Annotated in this window: 16 protein-coding genes; 13 read left to right on the forward strand and 3 right to left on the reverse strand. The window is 62.9% G+C overall.

What is annotated here, in order from left to right; genetic code table 11:
- The 3 genes from IT41_RS15980 to IT41_RS15990 all read left to right on the forward strand — a co-directional run.
- On the forward strand, nucleotides 1-215 hold a 215-nt coding region (locus IT41_RS15980), incomplete at its 5' end, for an IS5/IS1182 family transposase (protein ID WP_036743267.1).
- A gap of 47 nt (nucleotides 216-262) precedes the next feature.
- Nucleotides 263-1036: an NAD(P)/FAD-dependent oxidoreductase gene (locus IT41_RS15985; protein ID WP_052081690.1), complete on the forward strand. Its 774-nt coding sequence runs from the start codon at nucleotides 263-265 to the stop codon at nucleotides 1034-1036.
- Between the two features lie 11 nt (nucleotides 1037-1047).
- Entirely contained in the window at nucleotides 1048-1386 is a 339-nt protein-coding gene (locus IT41_RS15990; protein ID WP_036743313.1) for a RidA family protein, read from the forward strand.
- 10 nt (nucleotides 1387-1396) lie between these two features.
- On the opposite strand, the gene rhaI is transcribed toward IT41_RS15990, so the two are convergent.
- Both rhaI and IT41_RS16000 read right to left on the reverse strand, forming a co-directional pair.
- Nucleotides 1397-2671, reverse strand: coding sequence for an L-rhamnose catabolism isomerase (gene rhaI, locus IT41_RS15995; RefSeq protein WP_036743269.1), 1275 nt, complete (start codon nucleotides 2669-2671; stop codon nucleotides 1397-1399).
- A gap of 5 nt (nucleotides 2672-2676) precedes the next feature.
- On the reverse strand, nucleotides 2677-4779 hold the full coding sequence (locus tag IT41_RS16000; RefSeq protein WP_036743272.1) for a bifunctional rhamnulose-1-phosphate aldolase/short-chain dehydrogenase: 2103 nt from the start codon (nucleotides 4777-4779) through the stop codon (nucleotides 2677-2679).
- A 184-nt stretch (nucleotides 4780-4963) separates the two neighbouring features.
- Here IT41_RS16000 and IT41_RS16005 point away from each other — a divergent pair, with 184 nt between their 5' ends.
- From IT41_RS16005 to IT41_RS16035, 7 genes are read left to right on the forward strand one after another with little or no spacing between them, the layout of a single operon-like run.
- Nucleotides 4964-5770 carry a DeoR/GlpR family DNA-binding transcription regulator gene (locus tag IT41_RS16005; RefSeq protein WP_036743274.1) on the forward strand — a complete coding sequence of 269 codons (807 nt, stop codon included), beginning with the start codon at nucleotides 4964-4966 and terminating at the stop codon, nucleotides 5768-5770.
- Nucleotides 5771-5803: 33 nt separating this feature from the next.
- Nucleotides 5804-6796 (forward strand): rhamnose ABC transporter substrate-binding protein, encoded by a 993-nt coding sequence (gene rhaS, locus IT41_RS16010; RefSeq protein WP_036743276.1) that lies wholly within the window; start codon nucleotides 5804-5806, stop codon nucleotides 6794-6796.
- Between the two features lie 55 nt (nucleotides 6797-6851).
- Nucleotides 6852-8378, forward strand: coding sequence for a sugar ABC transporter ATP-binding protein (locus tag IT41_RS16015; protein WP_036743278.1), 1527 nt, complete (start codon nucleotides 6852-6854; stop codon nucleotides 8376-8378).
- Entirely contained in the window at nucleotides 8375-9346 is a 972-nt protein-coding gene (locus tag IT41_RS16020) for an ABC transporter permease (RefSeq protein ID WP_036743281.1), read from the forward strand. Before IT41_RS16015 ends, IT41_RS16020 begins: the two co-directional genes overlap by 4 nt.
- Nucleotides 9343-10356, forward strand: a complete 1014-nt coding sequence (locus tag IT41_RS16025) for an ABC transporter permease (protein WP_036743283.1) — start codon at nucleotides 9343-9345, stop codon at nucleotides 10354-10356. The genes IT41_RS16020 and IT41_RS16025 overlap by 4 nt, the downstream gene beginning before the upstream one ends.
- Nucleotides 10356-10670, forward strand: coding sequence for an L-rhamnose mutarotase (rhaM, locus tag IT41_RS16030; protein ID WP_036743285.1), 315 nt, complete (start codon nucleotides 10356-10358; stop codon nucleotides 10668-10670). The genes IT41_RS16025 and rhaM overlap by 1 nt, the downstream gene beginning before the upstream one ends.
- The gene (locus IT41_RS16035) at nucleotides 10667-12019 is read left to right on the forward strand and encodes an FGGY-family carbohydrate kinase (protein ID WP_036743287.1); all 1353 of its coding nucleotides are present in this window, start codon (nucleotides 10667-10669) and stop codon (nucleotides 12017-12019) included. The genes rhaM and IT41_RS16035 overlap by 4 nt, the downstream gene beginning before the upstream one ends.
- Here the strand turns inward: IT41_RS16035 and kdgR are convergent.
- Nucleotides 12016-12798 carry a DNA-binding transcriptional regulator KdgR gene (gene kdgR, locus IT41_RS16040; RefSeq protein ID WP_036743314.1) on the reverse strand — a complete coding sequence of 261 codons (783 nt, stop codon included), beginning with the start codon at nucleotides 12796-12798 and terminating at the stop codon, nucleotides 12016-12018. The two genes, IT41_RS16035 and kdgR, sit on opposite strands and share 4 nt — an antisense overlap.
- A gap of 222 nt (nucleotides 12799-13020) precedes the next feature.
- On the opposite strand from kdgR, the gene bglB reads away from it, so the two are divergent.
- Genes bglB through IT41_RS16055 form a run of 3 tightly spaced genes read left to right on the forward strand, consistent with a single transcriptional unit; the run spans nucleotide 13021 to nucleotide 15652 of the window.
- Entirely contained in the window at nucleotides 13021-14139 is a 1119-nt protein-coding gene (gene bglB / locus IT41_RS16045) for a beta-galactosidase BglB (RefSeq protein ID WP_036743289.1), read from the forward strand.
- 32 nt (nucleotides 14140-14171) lie between these two features.
- Nucleotides 14172-15143 carry a TRAP transporter substrate-binding protein gene (locus tag IT41_RS16050; RefSeq protein WP_036743291.1) on the forward strand — a complete coding sequence of 324 codons (972 nt, stop codon included), beginning with the start codon at nucleotides 14172-14174 and terminating at the stop codon, nucleotides 15141-15143.
- On the forward strand, nucleotides 15143-15652 hold the full coding sequence (locus IT41_RS16055) for a TRAP transporter small permease (RefSeq protein ID WP_036743292.1): 510 nt from the start codon (nucleotides 15143-15145) through the stop codon (nucleotides 15650-15652). The genes IT41_RS16050 and IT41_RS16055 overlap by 1 nt, the downstream gene beginning before the upstream one ends.
- Nucleotides 15653-15654: the final 2 nt, after the last annotated feature.

A 15654-nucleotide genomic window follows, 5' to 3' on the forward strand; every position in this document is an offset into this window, starting at 1 on the left:
TGACAGACAAGGGGATAAAGGTCTGCATCCCCGGCCGGAAATCCCGTAAGGAGGCAGTCAAATATGACAAGCGCCGATACAAACGCCGCAACCGCATCGAAATCATGTTTGGACGCTTGAAGGACTGCAGGCGCGTGGCAACCCGTTACGACAGATGCCCGGAAACCTTCTTCTCGGCCATCGCTCTCGCCGCAACTGTCCTCTTCTGGCTATGAAAGTTAACGAGTCTGGAGCCTAGCACTATCTTGCCAAGGGCGCTGCGATGATGCGCAAAATTCGCGCGTCGGGTATCGCACGCTATCGCCACGCCAGCGGATTGAGTGTCAAGGGGCGCGACCATGCCGAGGCCTTGTCACTCGACTGCGGGGGGCGGCGTCATCGGATCGAATGCGATACGGTTCTGCTGCATCATGGCGTCGTGCCGAATGTGCAGGCAAGCCGCGCGCTTGGCATGACGCATACTTGGGACGCTGCCCAGCATTGCTTTCGCCCTGAAACCGATCAATGGGGGGAAAGTTCGATCCCCGGTATTTTTGTGGCCGGGGATGGCGCCGGAATCGCCGGGGCAAAGGCTGCTGCGCTACGTGGCAGGTTGGCCGCGCTTCAGGCCGGCTTTCAGCTAAAGGCGATGGCGGCGGATGCCCGTGACCGGCTGGCCGCGCCTTTCCTGCGAGGCTTGCGCAATGAGCAGGCAATCCGACCGTTTCTCGACACGGCCTATCCGCCTTATCCGGGGGCACTGGCCCCAGCCGATGCGACGATCATCTGCCGCTGCGAAGAGGTCACGGCGGGCGACGTTCGTCGCTATGCGGGGCTCGGCTGTCTTGGCCCAAATCAGACCAAGGCTTTCGGTCGGGTCGGAATGGGGCCGTGTCAGGGGCGCTATTGCGGTCTGACGGTGAACTCTGTTCTGGCCGCCGCGAATAAACAATCCGAGGACGCGACCGGCTATTACCGTATCCGTCCACCGCTGAAGCCCGTCACACTTGGTGAGATCGCGGCGATGCAGGATAACGATAAAGACATATCGGCATGAAAGGGAAAATCATGATCAAACGAATGCATACAGGCGCAAGGATGAGCAAGGCCGTTATCCATAACGGCGTGGTTTATCTTTGCGGTCAGGTCGGCGATGGGGCCAGCGTTGCCGAGCAAACGCGCGATTGCCTGTCGCGCGTGGATGCCTTGCTGCAAGAGGCGGGGTCGTCCCGCGAAAAAATCCTGCAGGCGATCATCTGGCTGGCCGATATGAAGGATTTTCAGGAAATGAATGAGGTTTGGGATGACTGGGTCTCCGAAGGCCACGCGCCGGCCAGGGCTTGCGGCGAAGCCAGGCTGGCGCGGGACCAGTTGAGGGTCGAGATCATCGTGACGGCAGCCCTCTGACACCGCGCTCTCAAACAATTCCCCCGCCGCCACCCGCCGATTTCGGCCGCTTCGCCGCCACCTGCGCGCGATAGCCCGAGGCGCGGTAGGCGGTGACCGGGTCGATGGCGGCGCCGCTGCGGCGGCGGGCTTCGGCCAGGATGGGTTCGACATCGGTGCGGAAGGCCGCGCGCAATGTGGCCGCCGCCATCAGCGGGTCGTTTGCCTGCCGGTACTCCTCAAGCGCCGCGCGGTCCACCAGTGATGCCTGCACATAGGCGCGCTGAATCTCGCAGGCGCTGATGATCAGGCTTTCGATGGGGTCGGTGACATTGTGGCTCTGGTCGATCATATGTGCCAGATCGAGGCCGGGCGTGTCCTCAAGCTCGACCAGTTCGTTGAAGACGAGGAACAGGCGGAATGGCTCGATCGTGCCGCTGTCCAGATCGTCGTCGCCATATTTGCTGTCGTTGAAATGAAATCCGCCCAGCTTGCCCGCGCGGATCAGGCGGGCGACGATCATTTCGATATTCACATTCGGCGCGTGATGGCCCAGATCGACCAGACATTGCGCCTGATCGCCCAGTTCCTGCGCGATCATCAGGCTGGTGCCCCAATCCTGCACCACCGTCGAATAGAAGGCGGGCTCGTAGATCTTGTGCTCGCTGAAGATCCGCCAGTCGCCCGGCAGCCCGGCATAGATCGCCTTCATCGAGTCCAGATAGCGGTCGAACTGCCGCGACAGCGAGGTCTGGCCGGGAAAGTTCGAGCCATCGCCGATCCAGACCGTCAGCGCCTTCGATCCGATGGCCTGACCGATTTCGATGCATTCCAGATTATGCTCGACCGCCTGCCGCCGGGTCGCTGTATCGGTATGCGAGAGCGAGCCGTATTTATAGCTGAGCGGATGATCGGCATGGTCCTGGAATGTATTGGAATTCATCGCGTCGAAGCCCAGCCCGACCTCTTGCGCCTTTTCCAGCAGCAGCGCCGGATCGGCCTTGTCCCAGGGGATATGCAGGCTGACCTTTGGCGTGGCCGCGGTCAGTTGGTGGATGACGCCGCAATCGTCCAGCTTGTCCATGATGCCCGCGGGTTCGCCCTCGCCCGGAAAGCGGGCGAAGCGGGTGCCGCCGGTGCCGGTGCCCCAGCTGGGAATCGCGACGCCGAAACCGGCGGCGCGGTCGGTCAGGGCGGCAATGTCCACACCTCGGCGGGCCAGACGGCTGCCAAGCGCGTCGTAGTCGGCGGCCAGATCGGCCTGCCGGGCGGCATTTTCGGATTCGATCAGGGTCTTGTCGATCATGGCACTTACCTCGTGAAAGCCTGAACGTTGCCGGCATCGACATTCAGGATGTTGCCCGTCGATTTGGCCGACAGATCCGACGCAAAGAAATAGGCGCCCTCGGCGATATCCTCGGGCAGGACCGAGCGTTTCAGCATGGATCGCTGGCGATACATTTCCTCAAGCCCTTCCTTGTCGGTCTTGTAGGTCGAGGCGCGCTGATCCAGCCACTCGCCCGACCAGATCTTCGAGCCGCGCAGAACCGCATCCGGGTTCACGACATTGACGCGGATCCCCGCCTCGGCGCCTTCCAGCGCAAGGCAGCGGGCCAGATGGATCTCGGCCGCCTTGGCGGTGCAATAGGCGCTGGCATTGGGGCTGGCGGCCAGCCCGTTCTTCGAGGCGACAAAGATCACCGAGCCGCCGATATCCTGCGCGCGCAGGGTGCGGAACGCCTCGCGGCTGACAAGGAAATAGCCGGTGGACAGGATATCCATGTTCTTGTTCCACAGCGCCAGCGAGGTATCCTCGACCGGGGCCGAGGACGCGATTCCGGCGTTCGAGACCAGAATATCGACGCCGCCGAATTCCACCGCCAGATCGGCATAGGCGCCGATGACCTGATTCTCGTCGGTCACATTCATCTGGACGCTGCGCACGACATCCTTGCCGTGGCGCGCGGCCAGACCGTCGCGGGCCTTGTCCAGCGCGCCGGCGTCGATATCGGCCAGCATGACGCAGGCCCCTTCGCGCAGCAGGCGTTCCGCCGTCGCGGCCCCGATGCCGCCCGCGCCGCCGGTCACCAGCGCGACCCGCCCGGCCAGCGATTTCGGCTTGGGCATGCGTAGCAGCTTGGCCTCTTCCAGCAGCCAGTATTCGATATCGAATGCCTCTTGTTCGGGCAGGCCCTGATAGGTGCTGACACCCGAGGCGCCGCGCATCACATTGATCGCGTTGACATAGAATTCGCCCGAGATGCGCGCCGTGGCCTTGTCCAGCGCGAAGGTGATCATGCCCACGCCCGGAATCAGATAGACCACCGCATTCGGGTCGCGCAGGGCCGGGCTGTCGGAGTGTTTGCAGCGGTCGTAATAGGCTTTGTAATCGTCGCGATAGGCGGAGACCGCATCGGCCAGCCCGGCGATGGTGGCGTCCAGATCGGGGTTTGCCGGGTCGAAATCGACGACCAGCGGGCGGATCTTGGTGCGCAGGAAATGGTCGGGGCAGGATGTGCCCAGCGGCGCAAGATCCTCCAACATCTGCGAGCCGACGAATTCCAGAACTGCCTGCTGATCGTCGAAATGCCCGACCTTGTGGCGGTCTTTCGAGACCAGGCCGCGGATCACCGGCATCAGCTTGGCCGCGACCTCGCGCCGCTGCTGCTCGGGCAGGGTGGGGCGTTTTTCGCCGCCGAATGCGGGCTTGCCTGCGGTTTTCGCCTCAAGCCAGGCGGCGGCCTTGTTGATGATGTCCAGCGTTGTCAGATAGCAGCCCTTGGCGTCGTCGTCCCAGGTGAACAGTCCGTGGCTTTCCAGAACGCAGCCCTTGGCGTCGGGGTTTTCGGTCGCGAATTTTTCCAGCCACAGGCCCAACTCGTAGCCCGGCTTCTTCCAGGGCAGCCAGCCGATTTCGTCGCCGAAGATCTCGGCCGTCAATTCGCGCGAATTGACCGAGGCCGCGATGGCGATGATGGCATCGGAATGGACGTGATCGACATGCTTGCGCGGCACATAGGCATGCAGCGGCGTGTCGATGGATGCGGCGCGCGGGTTCAGCGCAAAGGTGCAGTGCGGCAGATAGCCGACCATCTCGTCCTCGAACTCGACGCCGCGATATTTGCCCTTCAGCGCCCGCAACTTGTCCATATAAAGGGTCGCGAACCCGTCCATGGTGATCGAGCCGATATCCCCGCCCGATCCCTTGACCCACAGCACCTCGACCTGATCGCCGCTCAGCGGGTCGGTTTCCATCACCTTGGCCGACGTATTGCCGCCGCCGTAATTGGTCACCCGCTTGTCCGAGCCCAGCAGATTCGAGCGATAGAGCAGCTTTTCCGATTCGCTCATCTGGGCCGCCTTGGCGTCATCCCACAGGTTTTCCAGCCGGTTAGCCGTAAGAGTATCAGTCATGGAAGCCTCCCCTTGACGCCGGCGGGCCGCCGCGCCTTCACGCTTGAAATACGCTTTGATAAGCCCGCAAGTCAATCATTTTCGATCATTAACAATCAATATTCGCAATTATGACAGGAAAGAGGATCGAAAATGATTGACAATGCGTGTCGATGATGGAAATCTGCCGTGAAGGGAGGACGCCATGCTGGAAACTGAACGCCATCGGATCATTCTGTCGGCTGTGCAGGAACGCCCCGTCGTGACGGTGGCCGATATCTGTGCGCTGACCGGCGCGTCCGAGGCGACGGTGCGTCGCGATATCGCCACGCTGCACATGGCGAAAAAGCTGCGCCGGGTGCGTGGCGGGGCCGAAGCCATCGCGCCGTCGCAATTCGTGGGCATCAATGCCCGGCCCTTCGCAGTGAACCAAACGATCAATATCGATGAAAAACGCGCAATCGCGCAGGCCGCCGTCGATCTGTGCGACGACGGCGATGCCATCATCATCAATGGCGGCACCACCACCTTTCAGATGGTTCACCCTCTGACGACCAAGCGGTTGCAGGTCTTTACCAACAGCTTTCCGATTGCCGAACATCTGCTGAAGCAGTCGAAGAACACGGTGATGCTGCCCGCTGGCGCCATCTATCGCGAACAGAACATCATCCTGTCGCCCTTCGACACCGATGGCAGCAACCATTTCTATGCCCGGCGCATGTTCATGGGCTGTCGCGGTCTTGGCCCGCTGGGGCTGATGGAGGGTGACCCGCTGCTGGTTCAGGCCGAACAGAAGCTGATCGACCAGGCGGATGAACTGATCGTGCTGGCCGACAGTTCCAAGTTTCACCAGCGCTCCAGCCTGCTGCTGTGCCCGCTGGCCCGGATTCACACCGTCATCACCGATGATGGCATCGACGACCGCTCAGCCAGGATGCTGGAGGCTGCGGAAATCCGTCTGATCGTGACCGAGGTGGCCGCGACGGATCGTAAAAAGCGCGCGGAGGATTAACGCGCAAGCACGCTCATCAGGGGAGGACACGATATGAGCATACTGACCAAAGCCCTGACTACCGCCGCCATGGCGACGGCGCTGATCGCAGGCTCGGCCCAGGCCGAGGACATGCGGATCGCGCTCGTCGTTAAGGCGCTTGGCATCGGCTTTTTCGAGGCCGCGAACAAGGGCGCGCAGGAAGCCGCGGAAGAACTGGGCGATGTCGAGATCATCTATACCGGCCCCACCGACACGACGGCGGAAGGCCAGATCGAGGTGATCAACAGCCTGATCGCGCAAAAGGTCGATGCCATCGCCGTCAGCGCCAATGATACCGACGCGCTGGTGCCGACGCTGAAAAAGGCGATGCAACGCGGGATCACCGTCATTTCATGGGATTCCGGCGTCGCGGCAGAAGGGCGTCAGATGCATCTCAGCCCGTCTTCGGCGCCGCTGATCGGCAACATGATCATCAAGCTGGCCGCCGACAACCTGCCCGAAGGCGGAGAGGTCGCGGTGCTGTCGGCCACCACCACCTCGACCAACCAGAACACCTGGATCGAGGAAATGAACAAGGTTGCGGGCAATTATCCCGATGTGAAGGTCGTGGGCACCGTCTATGGCGACGATCTGGCCGACAAATCCTATCGCGAGGCGCAGGGCCTGATGCAGACCTATCCCGATCTGAAGGCGATCATCGCGCCGACCAGCGTCGGCATCGTGGCCGCCGCGCAGGCCGTGACCGATGCCGGCAAGATCGGCGAGGTCAACGTGACCGGGCTGGGCCTGCCCTCGGAAATGGCGGGGCATGTGAAATCGGGTGCCTCGAAATCGTTCGCCATCTGGAACCCGATCGATCTGGGCTATTCGGCGACCATGATCGCCTATCATCTGGCCAAGGGCGATGCGACGGCGGAACCCGGCGCGACCATTCCGATGGGCCGCATGGGCGAGGCGACGCTGGACGACAATACCGAGGCCGCGATGGCCGATCCCTTCGTCTATGACGAAAGCAATGTGGACGAGTTCAGCTCGATCTTCTGAGTTGCATCCGGGGTCGGTCCCGCGCCGGCCCCTGCTTTCCTGAAGGACATTTCCAATGCTGGCTCAAACCGAAAAGCCGGTGCTGTCGCTGCGCGGCATCGTCAAGACATTCCCGGGTGTCCGGGCGTTGGACGGGGTGCAGATGGACCTTTACCCCGGTCAGGTCACCGCGCTGATCGGCGAAAACGGCGCCGGCAAGTCAACCATCGTGAAGCTGCTGACCGGCATCTATCAGCCCGATGAGGGGCAGATCATGGTCGATGGGGCCGAGGCGCGCTTTCCCACCGCGCAGGCGGCGGGCGATGCGGGTGTCACGGCGATCCATCAGGAAACCGTCCTGTTCGATGAAATGACCGTGGCCGAGAATATCTTTATCGGCCATGCCCCGCGCGGACGCTTTGGCTTGATCGACCGCAAGGCGATGCAGGACCGCGCCCGCGATATCCTGCGCGGGATCGGCGCCGATCTGAACCCGGCGGTCAGGCTGCGCGATCTGGGGATCGCCTCGAAACATCTGGTCGCGATTGCCCGCGCCTTGTCCATCGACGCCCGCGTGGTGATCATGGACGAACCCACCGCCGCGCTGTCCCACAAGGAAATCGCCGAGCTTTACGAACTGGTCGAAAAGCTGAAGGCGCAGGGCAAGGCGATCCTGTTCATCAGCCATAAATTCGACGAAATCTTCCGCATCGCCGACCGCTGGACGGTCTTTCGCGACGGCCAGTTCGTGGGCGAGGGCCGGATGGAGGGCACGAGCGAGGCCGAGCTGGTCCAGCTTATGGTGGGCCGCGCGGTCGATCAGATCTATCCCAAGCGGCCCGCGCAGATCGGCCCGCCCGCCTTGACGGTGGCCGGCTATTCCCATCCCACCGAATTCGACGATATCAGCTTTACCCTGCATGAGGGCGAGATCCTTGGCTTCTACGGCCTTGTCGGCGCGGGCAGGTCCGAGGTGATGCAATCGCTGTTCGGCATCACCCAGCCCTCGAAAGGGGCCTGCCGGATGGGCGAGGATGTGCGCGTGATCCGCAGCACGGTCCAGGCGGTCGAGGCGGGCATCGTCTATGTCCCCGAGGATCGGGGCCGTCAGGGCGTGGTCAAGGGCATGCCGATCTTTCAGAACGTCACGCTGCCCTCGCTGTCGCGGACCAGCCGCAACGGCTTTATCCGGCTGGCGCAGGAATTCGCGCTGGCGCGGGAATATACCCAAAGGCTGGATCTGCGCGCGGCCAGTCTGGATCAGGATGTCGGCCTTCTGTCGGGCGGCAACCAGCAGAAGGTGGTCATCGCCAAATGGCTGGCCACCCGCCCCCGCGTCATCATTCTGGATGAGCCGACCAAGGGCATCGACATCGGCTCCAAGGCCGCCGTGCATGACTTCATGTCGGAACTGGCCGCCGAAGGGCTGGCCGTGATCATGGTCAGCAGCGAAATCCCCGAGATCCTGGGCATGTCCGACCGCGTCATCGTCATGCGCGAGGGGCGCATTGCCGCCGAATTCGCGAGTGACCGGATGACGCCGGAAAATCTGGTGCGTGCGGCCGTCGGCATCGCTGCGCAGGACAGAGGAGAGGCCGCATGACCGTCCTGAAATCACGCGAGGCCATTCTGGCGCTGGCCATTCTGGTGCTGCTGGCGGTGATCGCCAGCCGCTTTCCGGCCTTTGTCACGCCGGGCAATCTGGCGGGGGTGCTGACCGATACCTCGCCCCTGATCCTGCTGGCGCTTGGCCAGATGGCGGTCATCCTGACGAAATGCATCGACCTGTCCGTCGCTGCCAATCTGGCGCTGTGCGGCATGGTCGCGGCGCTGCTGGACGGCATGGGCGTGCCCCTGCCGCTGATCCTGCTGGCGGCAATCGGGCTGGGCGCCTGCCTTGGGGCGGTGAACGGCTTGCTGGTGTGGAAGCTGGGCATCCCCTCGATCGTGGTGACGCTGGGTACGATGACAATTTATCGCGGCGCGATCTTCCTGCTGACCGGCGGCGCATGGATCAACGCCCACCAGATGAGCGAGGGCTTCAAGGCCTTTCCCCGCGCGGTCATCGCCGGGCTGCCGGTGATGGCATGGCTTGCGGTGCTGATCGTCGCGGGATTCGCGCTGCTGGTGCTGCGCACGCCGCTGGGCCGGGCCTTTTACGCGGTGGGCGGCAATCCCCATGCCGCGGTCTATACCGGCATCTCGGTCGGGCGGACGCAATTCGCGGCCTTCGTGCTGGCGGGGGCGCTGGCCGGGCTGACCGGCTATCTGTGGGTGGCGCGCTATGCCGTCGCCTATGTCGATATCGCCGGCGGGTTCGAACTGGACGTCGTCGCTGCCTGCGTGATCGGCGGCATCGCCATTGCGGGCGGGGCCGGATCGGTCGCGGGCGCGGTGATGGGCGCGCTGTTTCTGGGCATCATCAAGAATGCCCTGCCGGTCGTCGGCATCTCGCCCTTCTGGCAGATGGCGATTTCCGGCAGCGCCATCCTGATCGCCATTGCCTTCAACGCACGCGGCAGACGCGATCCGGGCCGCATCATCCTGAAACGGGCGGAGCACCGGACATGAGCGACGCAACCACCACCTCGGTCCCGGCCGCCTCGGGCCGCAATATCCCCGACCGGCTGATCAGCCCGGCAGCCCGCGCCCTGAAAAGCTGGGAGATGCTGCTGCTGATCGTGGCGGCGGCGATCTTCATCGCCAATTCGCTGGCCTCGCCCTATTTTCTGGACCCCTGGAACCTGTCCGACGCCACCTTCAACTTTACCGAAAAGGCGATGATCGCATTCGCCATGGCGATGCTGATCGTGGCGGGGGATATCGATCTTTCGGTCGGCTCGGCCATTGCGCTGTGTTCGACCGTGATGGGGCTGGCCATGGCGGCGGGGGCCGGCACGCCGGTTCTTGTGCTGCTGGGGCTGGGCACCGGGCTGGCCTGCGGCGCCTTCAATGGGCTGCTGGTCGCGCGTTTCGGCCTGCCCTCGATCGTCGTGACCATCGGCACGATGAGCCTGTTCCGGGGCATCAGCTATATCGTGCTGGGCGATGGCGCCTTTACCGGCTATCCCGCCAGCTTTGCATGGTTCGGGCAGGGCTATGTCTTCTGGGTGATCACGGTCGAGATGGTGATCTTTACCCTTGCCGCGATTGTCTTTGGCGTCATCCTGCACCTCACCAATTTCGGGCGCATGGTCTATGCCATAGGCAACAACGCCACCGCCGCGCGTTTCTCGGGCATCCGGGTGGATCGGATCCGGTTCATCCTGTTCCTGCTGACCGGCCTGATGAGCGGGATCGCCGCGATCTGCCTGACCTCGCGCCTCGGCTCGACCCGGCCCAGCATCGCGACCGGGTTCGAGCTTGAGGTGGTGACCATCGTCGTTCTGGGCGGGGTCAGCATCCTTGGCGGCTCGGGCAGTATTCCGGGCGTGGTGATCGCGGCGCTGGTCATGGGGCTGGTGACATTCGGTCTGGGCCTTCTGAACGTGCCGGGCATCGTCATGTCGATCATCGTCGGCGCGCTGCTGATAGGGGTGATCGCGCTGCCGCGCCTGTGGTCCATGCTGCGGAGGGGGTGATGCAGAGATACGCGTTCCGCATGATGCTGAATCCCGGCATGGCCGATGAATACCGACGCCGCCATGACGAGATCTGGCCCGAACTGGTCGATCTTCTGCGGCAGGCGGGGGTCAGCGATTACTCGATCCATCCGGACCCGGAAACGGGTGCGCTGTTCGGTATGCTGTCGCGCCCCGAGGATCACGGCATGGACGATCTGCCAGCCCATCCGGTGATGCGGAAATGGTGGGCGCATATGGCCGACATCATGCAGACCCACCCGGATAATGAACCCGTCGCCGTGCCGCTGACCCCGATGTTCCATCTGCCATGACCCGGATCGCCGTCATCGATATCGGCAAGACCAATGCCAAGCTGGCGCTGGTCGAAGGCGAGACCTTGGCCGAGATTGCCGTGGTCACCCGCCCCAACCGCCCGCTGCCCGGCCCGCCATGGAGCCATGTCGATCTGGACGGACATTGGGATTTCTTTCTGCACCATCTTTCGGCTTTCCACGCAGCCCATGGCGTCGATGCGATCTCGGTCACCACCCATGGCGCGGCGGCGGTGCTGCTGGACGATGCGGGACAGGTGGCGGTGCCGATGCTGGATTACGAACATCCCGGCCCCGGCGATCTGGCCGCGGAATATGACGCGCTGCGCCCGGATTTCGCGCAGACCGGGTCGCCGCGTTTGCCGGGCGGGCTGAATCTGGGCGCGCAGCTGCACTGGCTGCTGCACAGCCAGCCCGATCTGGCCGCGCGCATCGCCCATGTCGTGACCTATCCGCAATATTGGGGCTGGCGTCTGACCGGCGAGATGGCCAGCGATGTGTCCTCGCTGGGCTGCCATACCGATCTGTGGGATCCGTGGCAGGGTCGGTTCTCGGAACTGGCCGACAGGCTGGAACTGGCGGGGAAGCTGGCCCCGGCGCGGCGCGCGAATGAGGTGCTGGGCCATCTGCGCCCCGATCTGGCCGCAGGAACCGGGCTGCGTCCCGGCACGCCGGTCGCGGTCGGCATCCATGACAGCAATGCCTCGCTTTACCCCTATGTTCTGGGCCGGCAGAGGGCGTTTTCGGTGGTCTCGACCGGGACATGGGTGATTGCCATGGCGATGGGCGGCGACCGGATGCCGCTGGATCCGGCGCGGGATGTGCTGGTCAATGTGAATGCGCTTGGCCAGCCCGTGCCCTCGGCCCGTTTCATGGGCGGCCGTGAATTCGAGCTTGTCCGCAACGGCAGCGATGCGAGGCCCACAGATGCCGACCGGGCCGCAGTCCTGTCGCGGGGCCTGATGCTGCTGCCCGCGGTCGAGCCGGGATCCGGCCCGTTTCAGGGCCGGGCAATGCGCTGGACCGGCGATGCCGCCGATGAGGCCGCGCGGATGGTCGCGCTGTCCTGGTATCTGGCGCTGATGACCGATACCTGCCTGCGGCTGATCGGTGCGCGCGGCCCCGCGATCATCGAAGGGCCGTTCGGGCGGAACCCGGATTATTGCACCATGCTGGCCACACTACGCCCCGAGGGCGTACAGATCGCGGCCTCGGCCACAGGGACATCCGCCGGGGCGGCGCTGTTATGCATGGACAACGGGGCGGCGCCCGATACGCGCCCGGTCACGCCTGATCCTGCGCTGGCGGGCTATGCGGCGGATTGGGCTGCTGTGGTCGAGGGGGGCTAGCCGTGACCAAGCGCCGAGGATGCCTGACGCCCGGCCTCCAGCAGCATCTGGACATATTCAGGCTTGCGCGCCTCATCGAAGCGGACCAGCGGAAAGCCGATGCTGATCGCCGCGACCGAACGTCCGGCATAATTCAGCACTGGCACCGCCATGCAGCGCACCCCGGCCTCGCTTTCCTCGATCTCTTCGGCAAAGCCCTGCGCGCGGGCCTGCTGCAACTGCGCGAACAGTTCTTCGGGGTCTGTGATGGTGCGGGGGGCCAGCTTGCGCATCTCCATCTGCGTCAGCCGGTCACGGATTTCGGCATCGTCGCGAAAGGCCAGAAGCGCCTTGCCCAGCGAGGTGGAATACAGCGGGTTCCGTTTACCCAGCGTAGATTGCATCGACAGGCTGTAGGCGGAATCGTATTTGTGGATATAGGCCACGCGCTGGTCGAATTCGTCCATCACACCCAGATTGATCGCCTCGCCCGTGGCGCGCGACAGCCGGGCCATGGCCTGATCGGCGGCGCGCAGCAGATCCTCTTGCCCGCGCAGGATGCGGGCGCCAAGGCCGAACAGTTTCAGCGTCAGGCCGTATTTCTCGGTCTCCGGCTCCTGTTCGACATAACCCAGATCGACCATCGTTTGCAGCAGCCGGTGCGCCGTGGTCTTCGAGGTCATCGCCCGCTGCGCGATATCGCCAAGGCTGGCGCGCCGATCCTCGGCCAGCGATTCAAGGACGGCAAACACCTTCAGAACGGCTGCGGCGTTTTCGGTTTTTTGCGGAGTCTTGGCCATCGAGTCGTTCAATAATTTGCGGAACCTTATTTTGAATTTCATGGGACATGCTGTCAAGCTTTTACGATCGGGAATAAAATGACTATTTATCAAATAGTTACGACCTATATCCCTTCAATTACCAGAAACGAATTTCCCAATTGATTTTCAAAACGGATTATGGTTCCCTGATTTTCGAAACGTTGTTCCGAAATTCTTGAATGCATCAGGAGGAGACCGACCATGCATCCGCTTCTGCGGCAAAAGACCCGCCTTGTCGCCCGTGACGAGGTTGCCGCGCTGATCGAGCGTCTGGCTGACAACCTGGTGAGCATCACCGATGAAACCGGCGAATTCCTGCTGCGGCTGGACGATGGCCGGGTAATCGACACCAAGGGCTGGGCGGGATGGGAATGGACCCATGGGATCGGGCTTTACGGACTGTTGAAATACTGGCAGCTCAGCGGCAGCGAAAAGGCGATGGGGATCATACGCGACTGGTTCGATGCCCGGCTGCTGGAAGGCATGCCGACCAAGAATATCAACACCGTCGCGCCCTTCCTGACGCTGGCCAATCTGCACGCGCTGACCCCCAACCCGCAATGGGAGGCCTATCTGGATGTCTGGGCCGAATGGGTCATGCATGAAATGCCGCGCACCCGCGAAGGCGGTTTTCAGCATATCACCTATAACAGCGTGAACGATCAGCAGCTTTGGGACGACACGCTGATGATGAGTGTGCTTCCCCTTGCCCGGATCGGTCAGGTTCTGAACCGGCCGCATTATGTAGAAGAGGCGAAGTATCAGTTCCAGGTCCATGCCCAGTATCTGGCCGACAGCGCCTCGGGGCTGTGGTTCCATGGCTGGAGCTTTGACGGCAACCACAATTTCGCGCGTGCTCTTTGGGCGCGGGGAAACAGCTGGATCACCATCGCGATCCCCGAATTCGTCGAGATGCTGGACCTGCCTGAAACCGATCCGCTGCGCCGTCATCTGCTGTCGCTGCTTCACCGGCAGGCCGCTGCGCTGCGCGCGACGCAGGATGACAGCGGGCTTTGGCACACGCTGATTGACGATCCGGGCAGCTATCTGGAAGCCTCGGCCACGGCGGGTTTCGCCTATGGCCTGCTGAAGGGCGTACGCCGCCGCTATTTGCCGCCCGATTACGCCCCCGTGGCGGAACGCGCGATCAAGGGCGTCATCGACAATATCAGCCCCGAGGGCGAGTTGCTGAACACATCCTTCGGCACCGCGATGGGGCAGGACCTGGATTACTACCGCCAGATCAAGCTGACCTCGATGCCTTACGGGCAGGCGATGGCGATGTTTGCGCTGGCCGAATATCTGCGCGGCTACATCTGATCCGCGCAGTCATTTTGAAGGAGGAGAAACCAATGAACCGTCCGATCAAGACGCTGACAGCACTTGCGCTGATCCTGTCCGCAGGCGCGGCTTCGGCAGAAACGCTGCGTTTCGGCTATGCCCAGAATGCCGCGCCCACCGTCGAGGCGATGCATAAATTCGGCGAGCTGGTCGAGGAAAAGACCGGGGGCGAGGTGACTGTCCAGTTCTTCCCCGACAGCCAGCTTGGCGGCGAACGCGAGATGGTCGAGATGCTGCAAGGCGGCGCGCTGGACATGACCAAGGTGTCGGCAGGTCTGATGGAAAGCTTTGGTCCCGTCTACGGCATCTTTGCCATGCCCTATCTGTTCGACAGCCAGGACCATTACTATACGGCGCTGGACGACGCCTCGATCATGCAGCCGATCTACGATTCGACCCGCGATCAGGGCGTTGTCGGGCTGACCTATTACAATTCCGGCGCGCGCAATTTCTATACGACCGAGGTGCCGGTAGAATCGCTGGATGACCTGAAGGGCCTGAAAATCCGCGTGCTGCAAAGCCCGACCGCGATCCGCATGACGGAATTGCTGGGCGCCACCCCCGTCGCGATGGGGCAGGCCGAGGTCTATACCTCGTTGCAGCAGGGCATTCTGGATGGCGCCGAAAATAACGAAAGCGCACTGACCATCGCCCGCCATGGCGAGGTCGCCAAGCATTACAGCTATGACGCGCATACCCGCATCCCCGACATCCTGCTGATCGGTACGATGACGCTGGACCGGCTGTCCGAAGAACACCACGCCGCCGTGCTTGAGGCCGCGAAGGAATCGACCGATTTCCACAAAACGCTGTGGGATGCCTCGATCGAGACCGAAAAGGCTGCCGCCGCCGAGATGGGCGTCAATTTCTACGAGGTCGACGTGACACCGTTCCGCGAAGCGGTCGCGCCGATGTATGAAGAACTGGATGCAGACAAGAAAGCCGTCGTCGAGGCGATCCGTGCCGCCGGAGGGGTCAAGTAATGTCTGCGCTGCGCCGCGGGCTGGACTTTCTGCTGGGGTTCGTCTGCTGCACCCTTCTTGCCTGGCTGGTGATCGTGCTGGCCTGGCAGGTGATCAGCCGCTATGCGCTGAACCAGCCATCTTCGACGACCGAGGAAATGCTGCGTTACGGCGTCATCTGGATGTCAATGCTGGGTGCGGCCTATGCCACGGGTCAGGGCAGCCACCTGTCGGTGGACATGTTGCGCGACCGGCTGGCGCAATCGGGCAAGCTGCGTCTGGATCTGCTGATCGGTGCGATCTTCATCCTGTTTGCGGGTGCCGTGCTGATCTATGGCGGCATGAAGGCGGTGAATATCGCCTCGCGCCAAACCAGCGCGGTGATGCAGATCCCGATGAGTTGGGTCTATCTGGCGCTGCCGGTCAGCGGTGGGCTGATGGTCCTTTACAGCATTCTGAACCTGATCGACCTGAGCCGCGGCGTGACCCATCATGTCGATCTGGAAGAAATCGAGATGAAGGGGGACTGAGC

This window comes from Paracoccus halophilus (assembly GCF_000763905.1).
GTDB classification, from domain to species: Bacteria; Pseudomonadota; Alphaproteobacteria; order Rhodobacterales; family Rhodobacteraceae; genus Paracoccus; species Paracoccus halophilus.

Excerpts from the sequence above, each read along its gene's own strand:
- IT41_RS15985 (WP_052081690.1), top strand. The coding sequence starts at position 263 with ATGATGCGCAAAATTCGCGCGTCGGGTATCGCACGCTATCGCCACGCC.
- IT41_RS15990 (WP_036743313.1), top strand. The coding sequence starts at position 1,048 with ATGATCAAACGAATGCATACAGGCGCAAGGATGAGCAAGGCCGTTATC.
- rhaI (WP_036743269.1), bottom strand. The coding sequence starts at position 2,671 with ATGATCGACAAGACCCTGATCGAATCCGAAAATGCCGCCCGGCAGGCC.
- IT41_RS16000 (WP_036743272.1), bottom strand. The coding sequence starts at position 4,779 with ATGACTGATACTCTTACGGCTAACCGGCTGGAAAACCTGTGGGATGAC.
- IT41_RS16005 (WP_036743274.1), top strand. The coding sequence starts at position 4,964 with ATGCTGGAAACTGAACGCCATCGGATCATTCTGTCGGCTGTGCAGGAA.
- rhaS (WP_036743276.1), top strand. The coding sequence starts at position 5,804 with ATGAGCATACTGACCAAAGCCCTGACTACCGCCGCCATGGCGACGGCG.
- IT41_RS16015 (WP_036743278.1), top strand. The coding sequence starts at position 6,852 with ATGCTGGCTCAAACCGAAAAGCCGGTGCTGTCGCTGCGCGGCATCGTC.
- IT41_RS16020 (WP_036743281.1), top strand. The coding sequence starts at position 8,375 with ATGACCGTCCTGAAATCACGCGAGGCCATTCTGGCGCTGGCCATTCTG.
- IT41_RS16025 (WP_036743283.1), top strand. The coding sequence starts at position 9,343 with ATGAGCGACGCAACCACCACCTCGGTCCCGGCCGCCTCGGGCCGCAAT.
- rhaM (WP_036743285.1), top strand. The coding sequence starts at position 10,356 with ATGCAGAGATACGCGTTCCGCATGATGCTGAATCCCGGCATGGCCGAT.
- IT41_RS16035 (WP_036743287.1), top strand. The coding sequence starts at position 10,667 with ATGACCCGGATCGCCGTCATCGATATCGGCAAGACCAATGCCAAGCTG.
- kdgR (WP_036743314.1), bottom strand. The coding sequence starts at position 12,798 with ATGGCCAAGACTCCGCAAAAAACCGAAAACGCCGCAGCCGTTCTGAAG.
- bglB (WP_036743289.1), top strand. The coding sequence starts at position 13,021 with ATGCATCCGCTTCTGCGGCAAAAGACCCGCCTTGTCGCCCGTGACGAG.
- IT41_RS16050 (WP_036743291.1), top strand. The coding sequence starts at position 14,172 with ATGAACCGTCCGATCAAGACGCTGACAGCACTTGCGCTGATCCTGTCC.
- IT41_RS16055 (WP_036743292.1), top strand. The coding sequence starts at position 15,143 with ATGTCTGCGCTGCGCCGCGGGCTGGACTTTCTGCTGGGGTTCGTCTGC.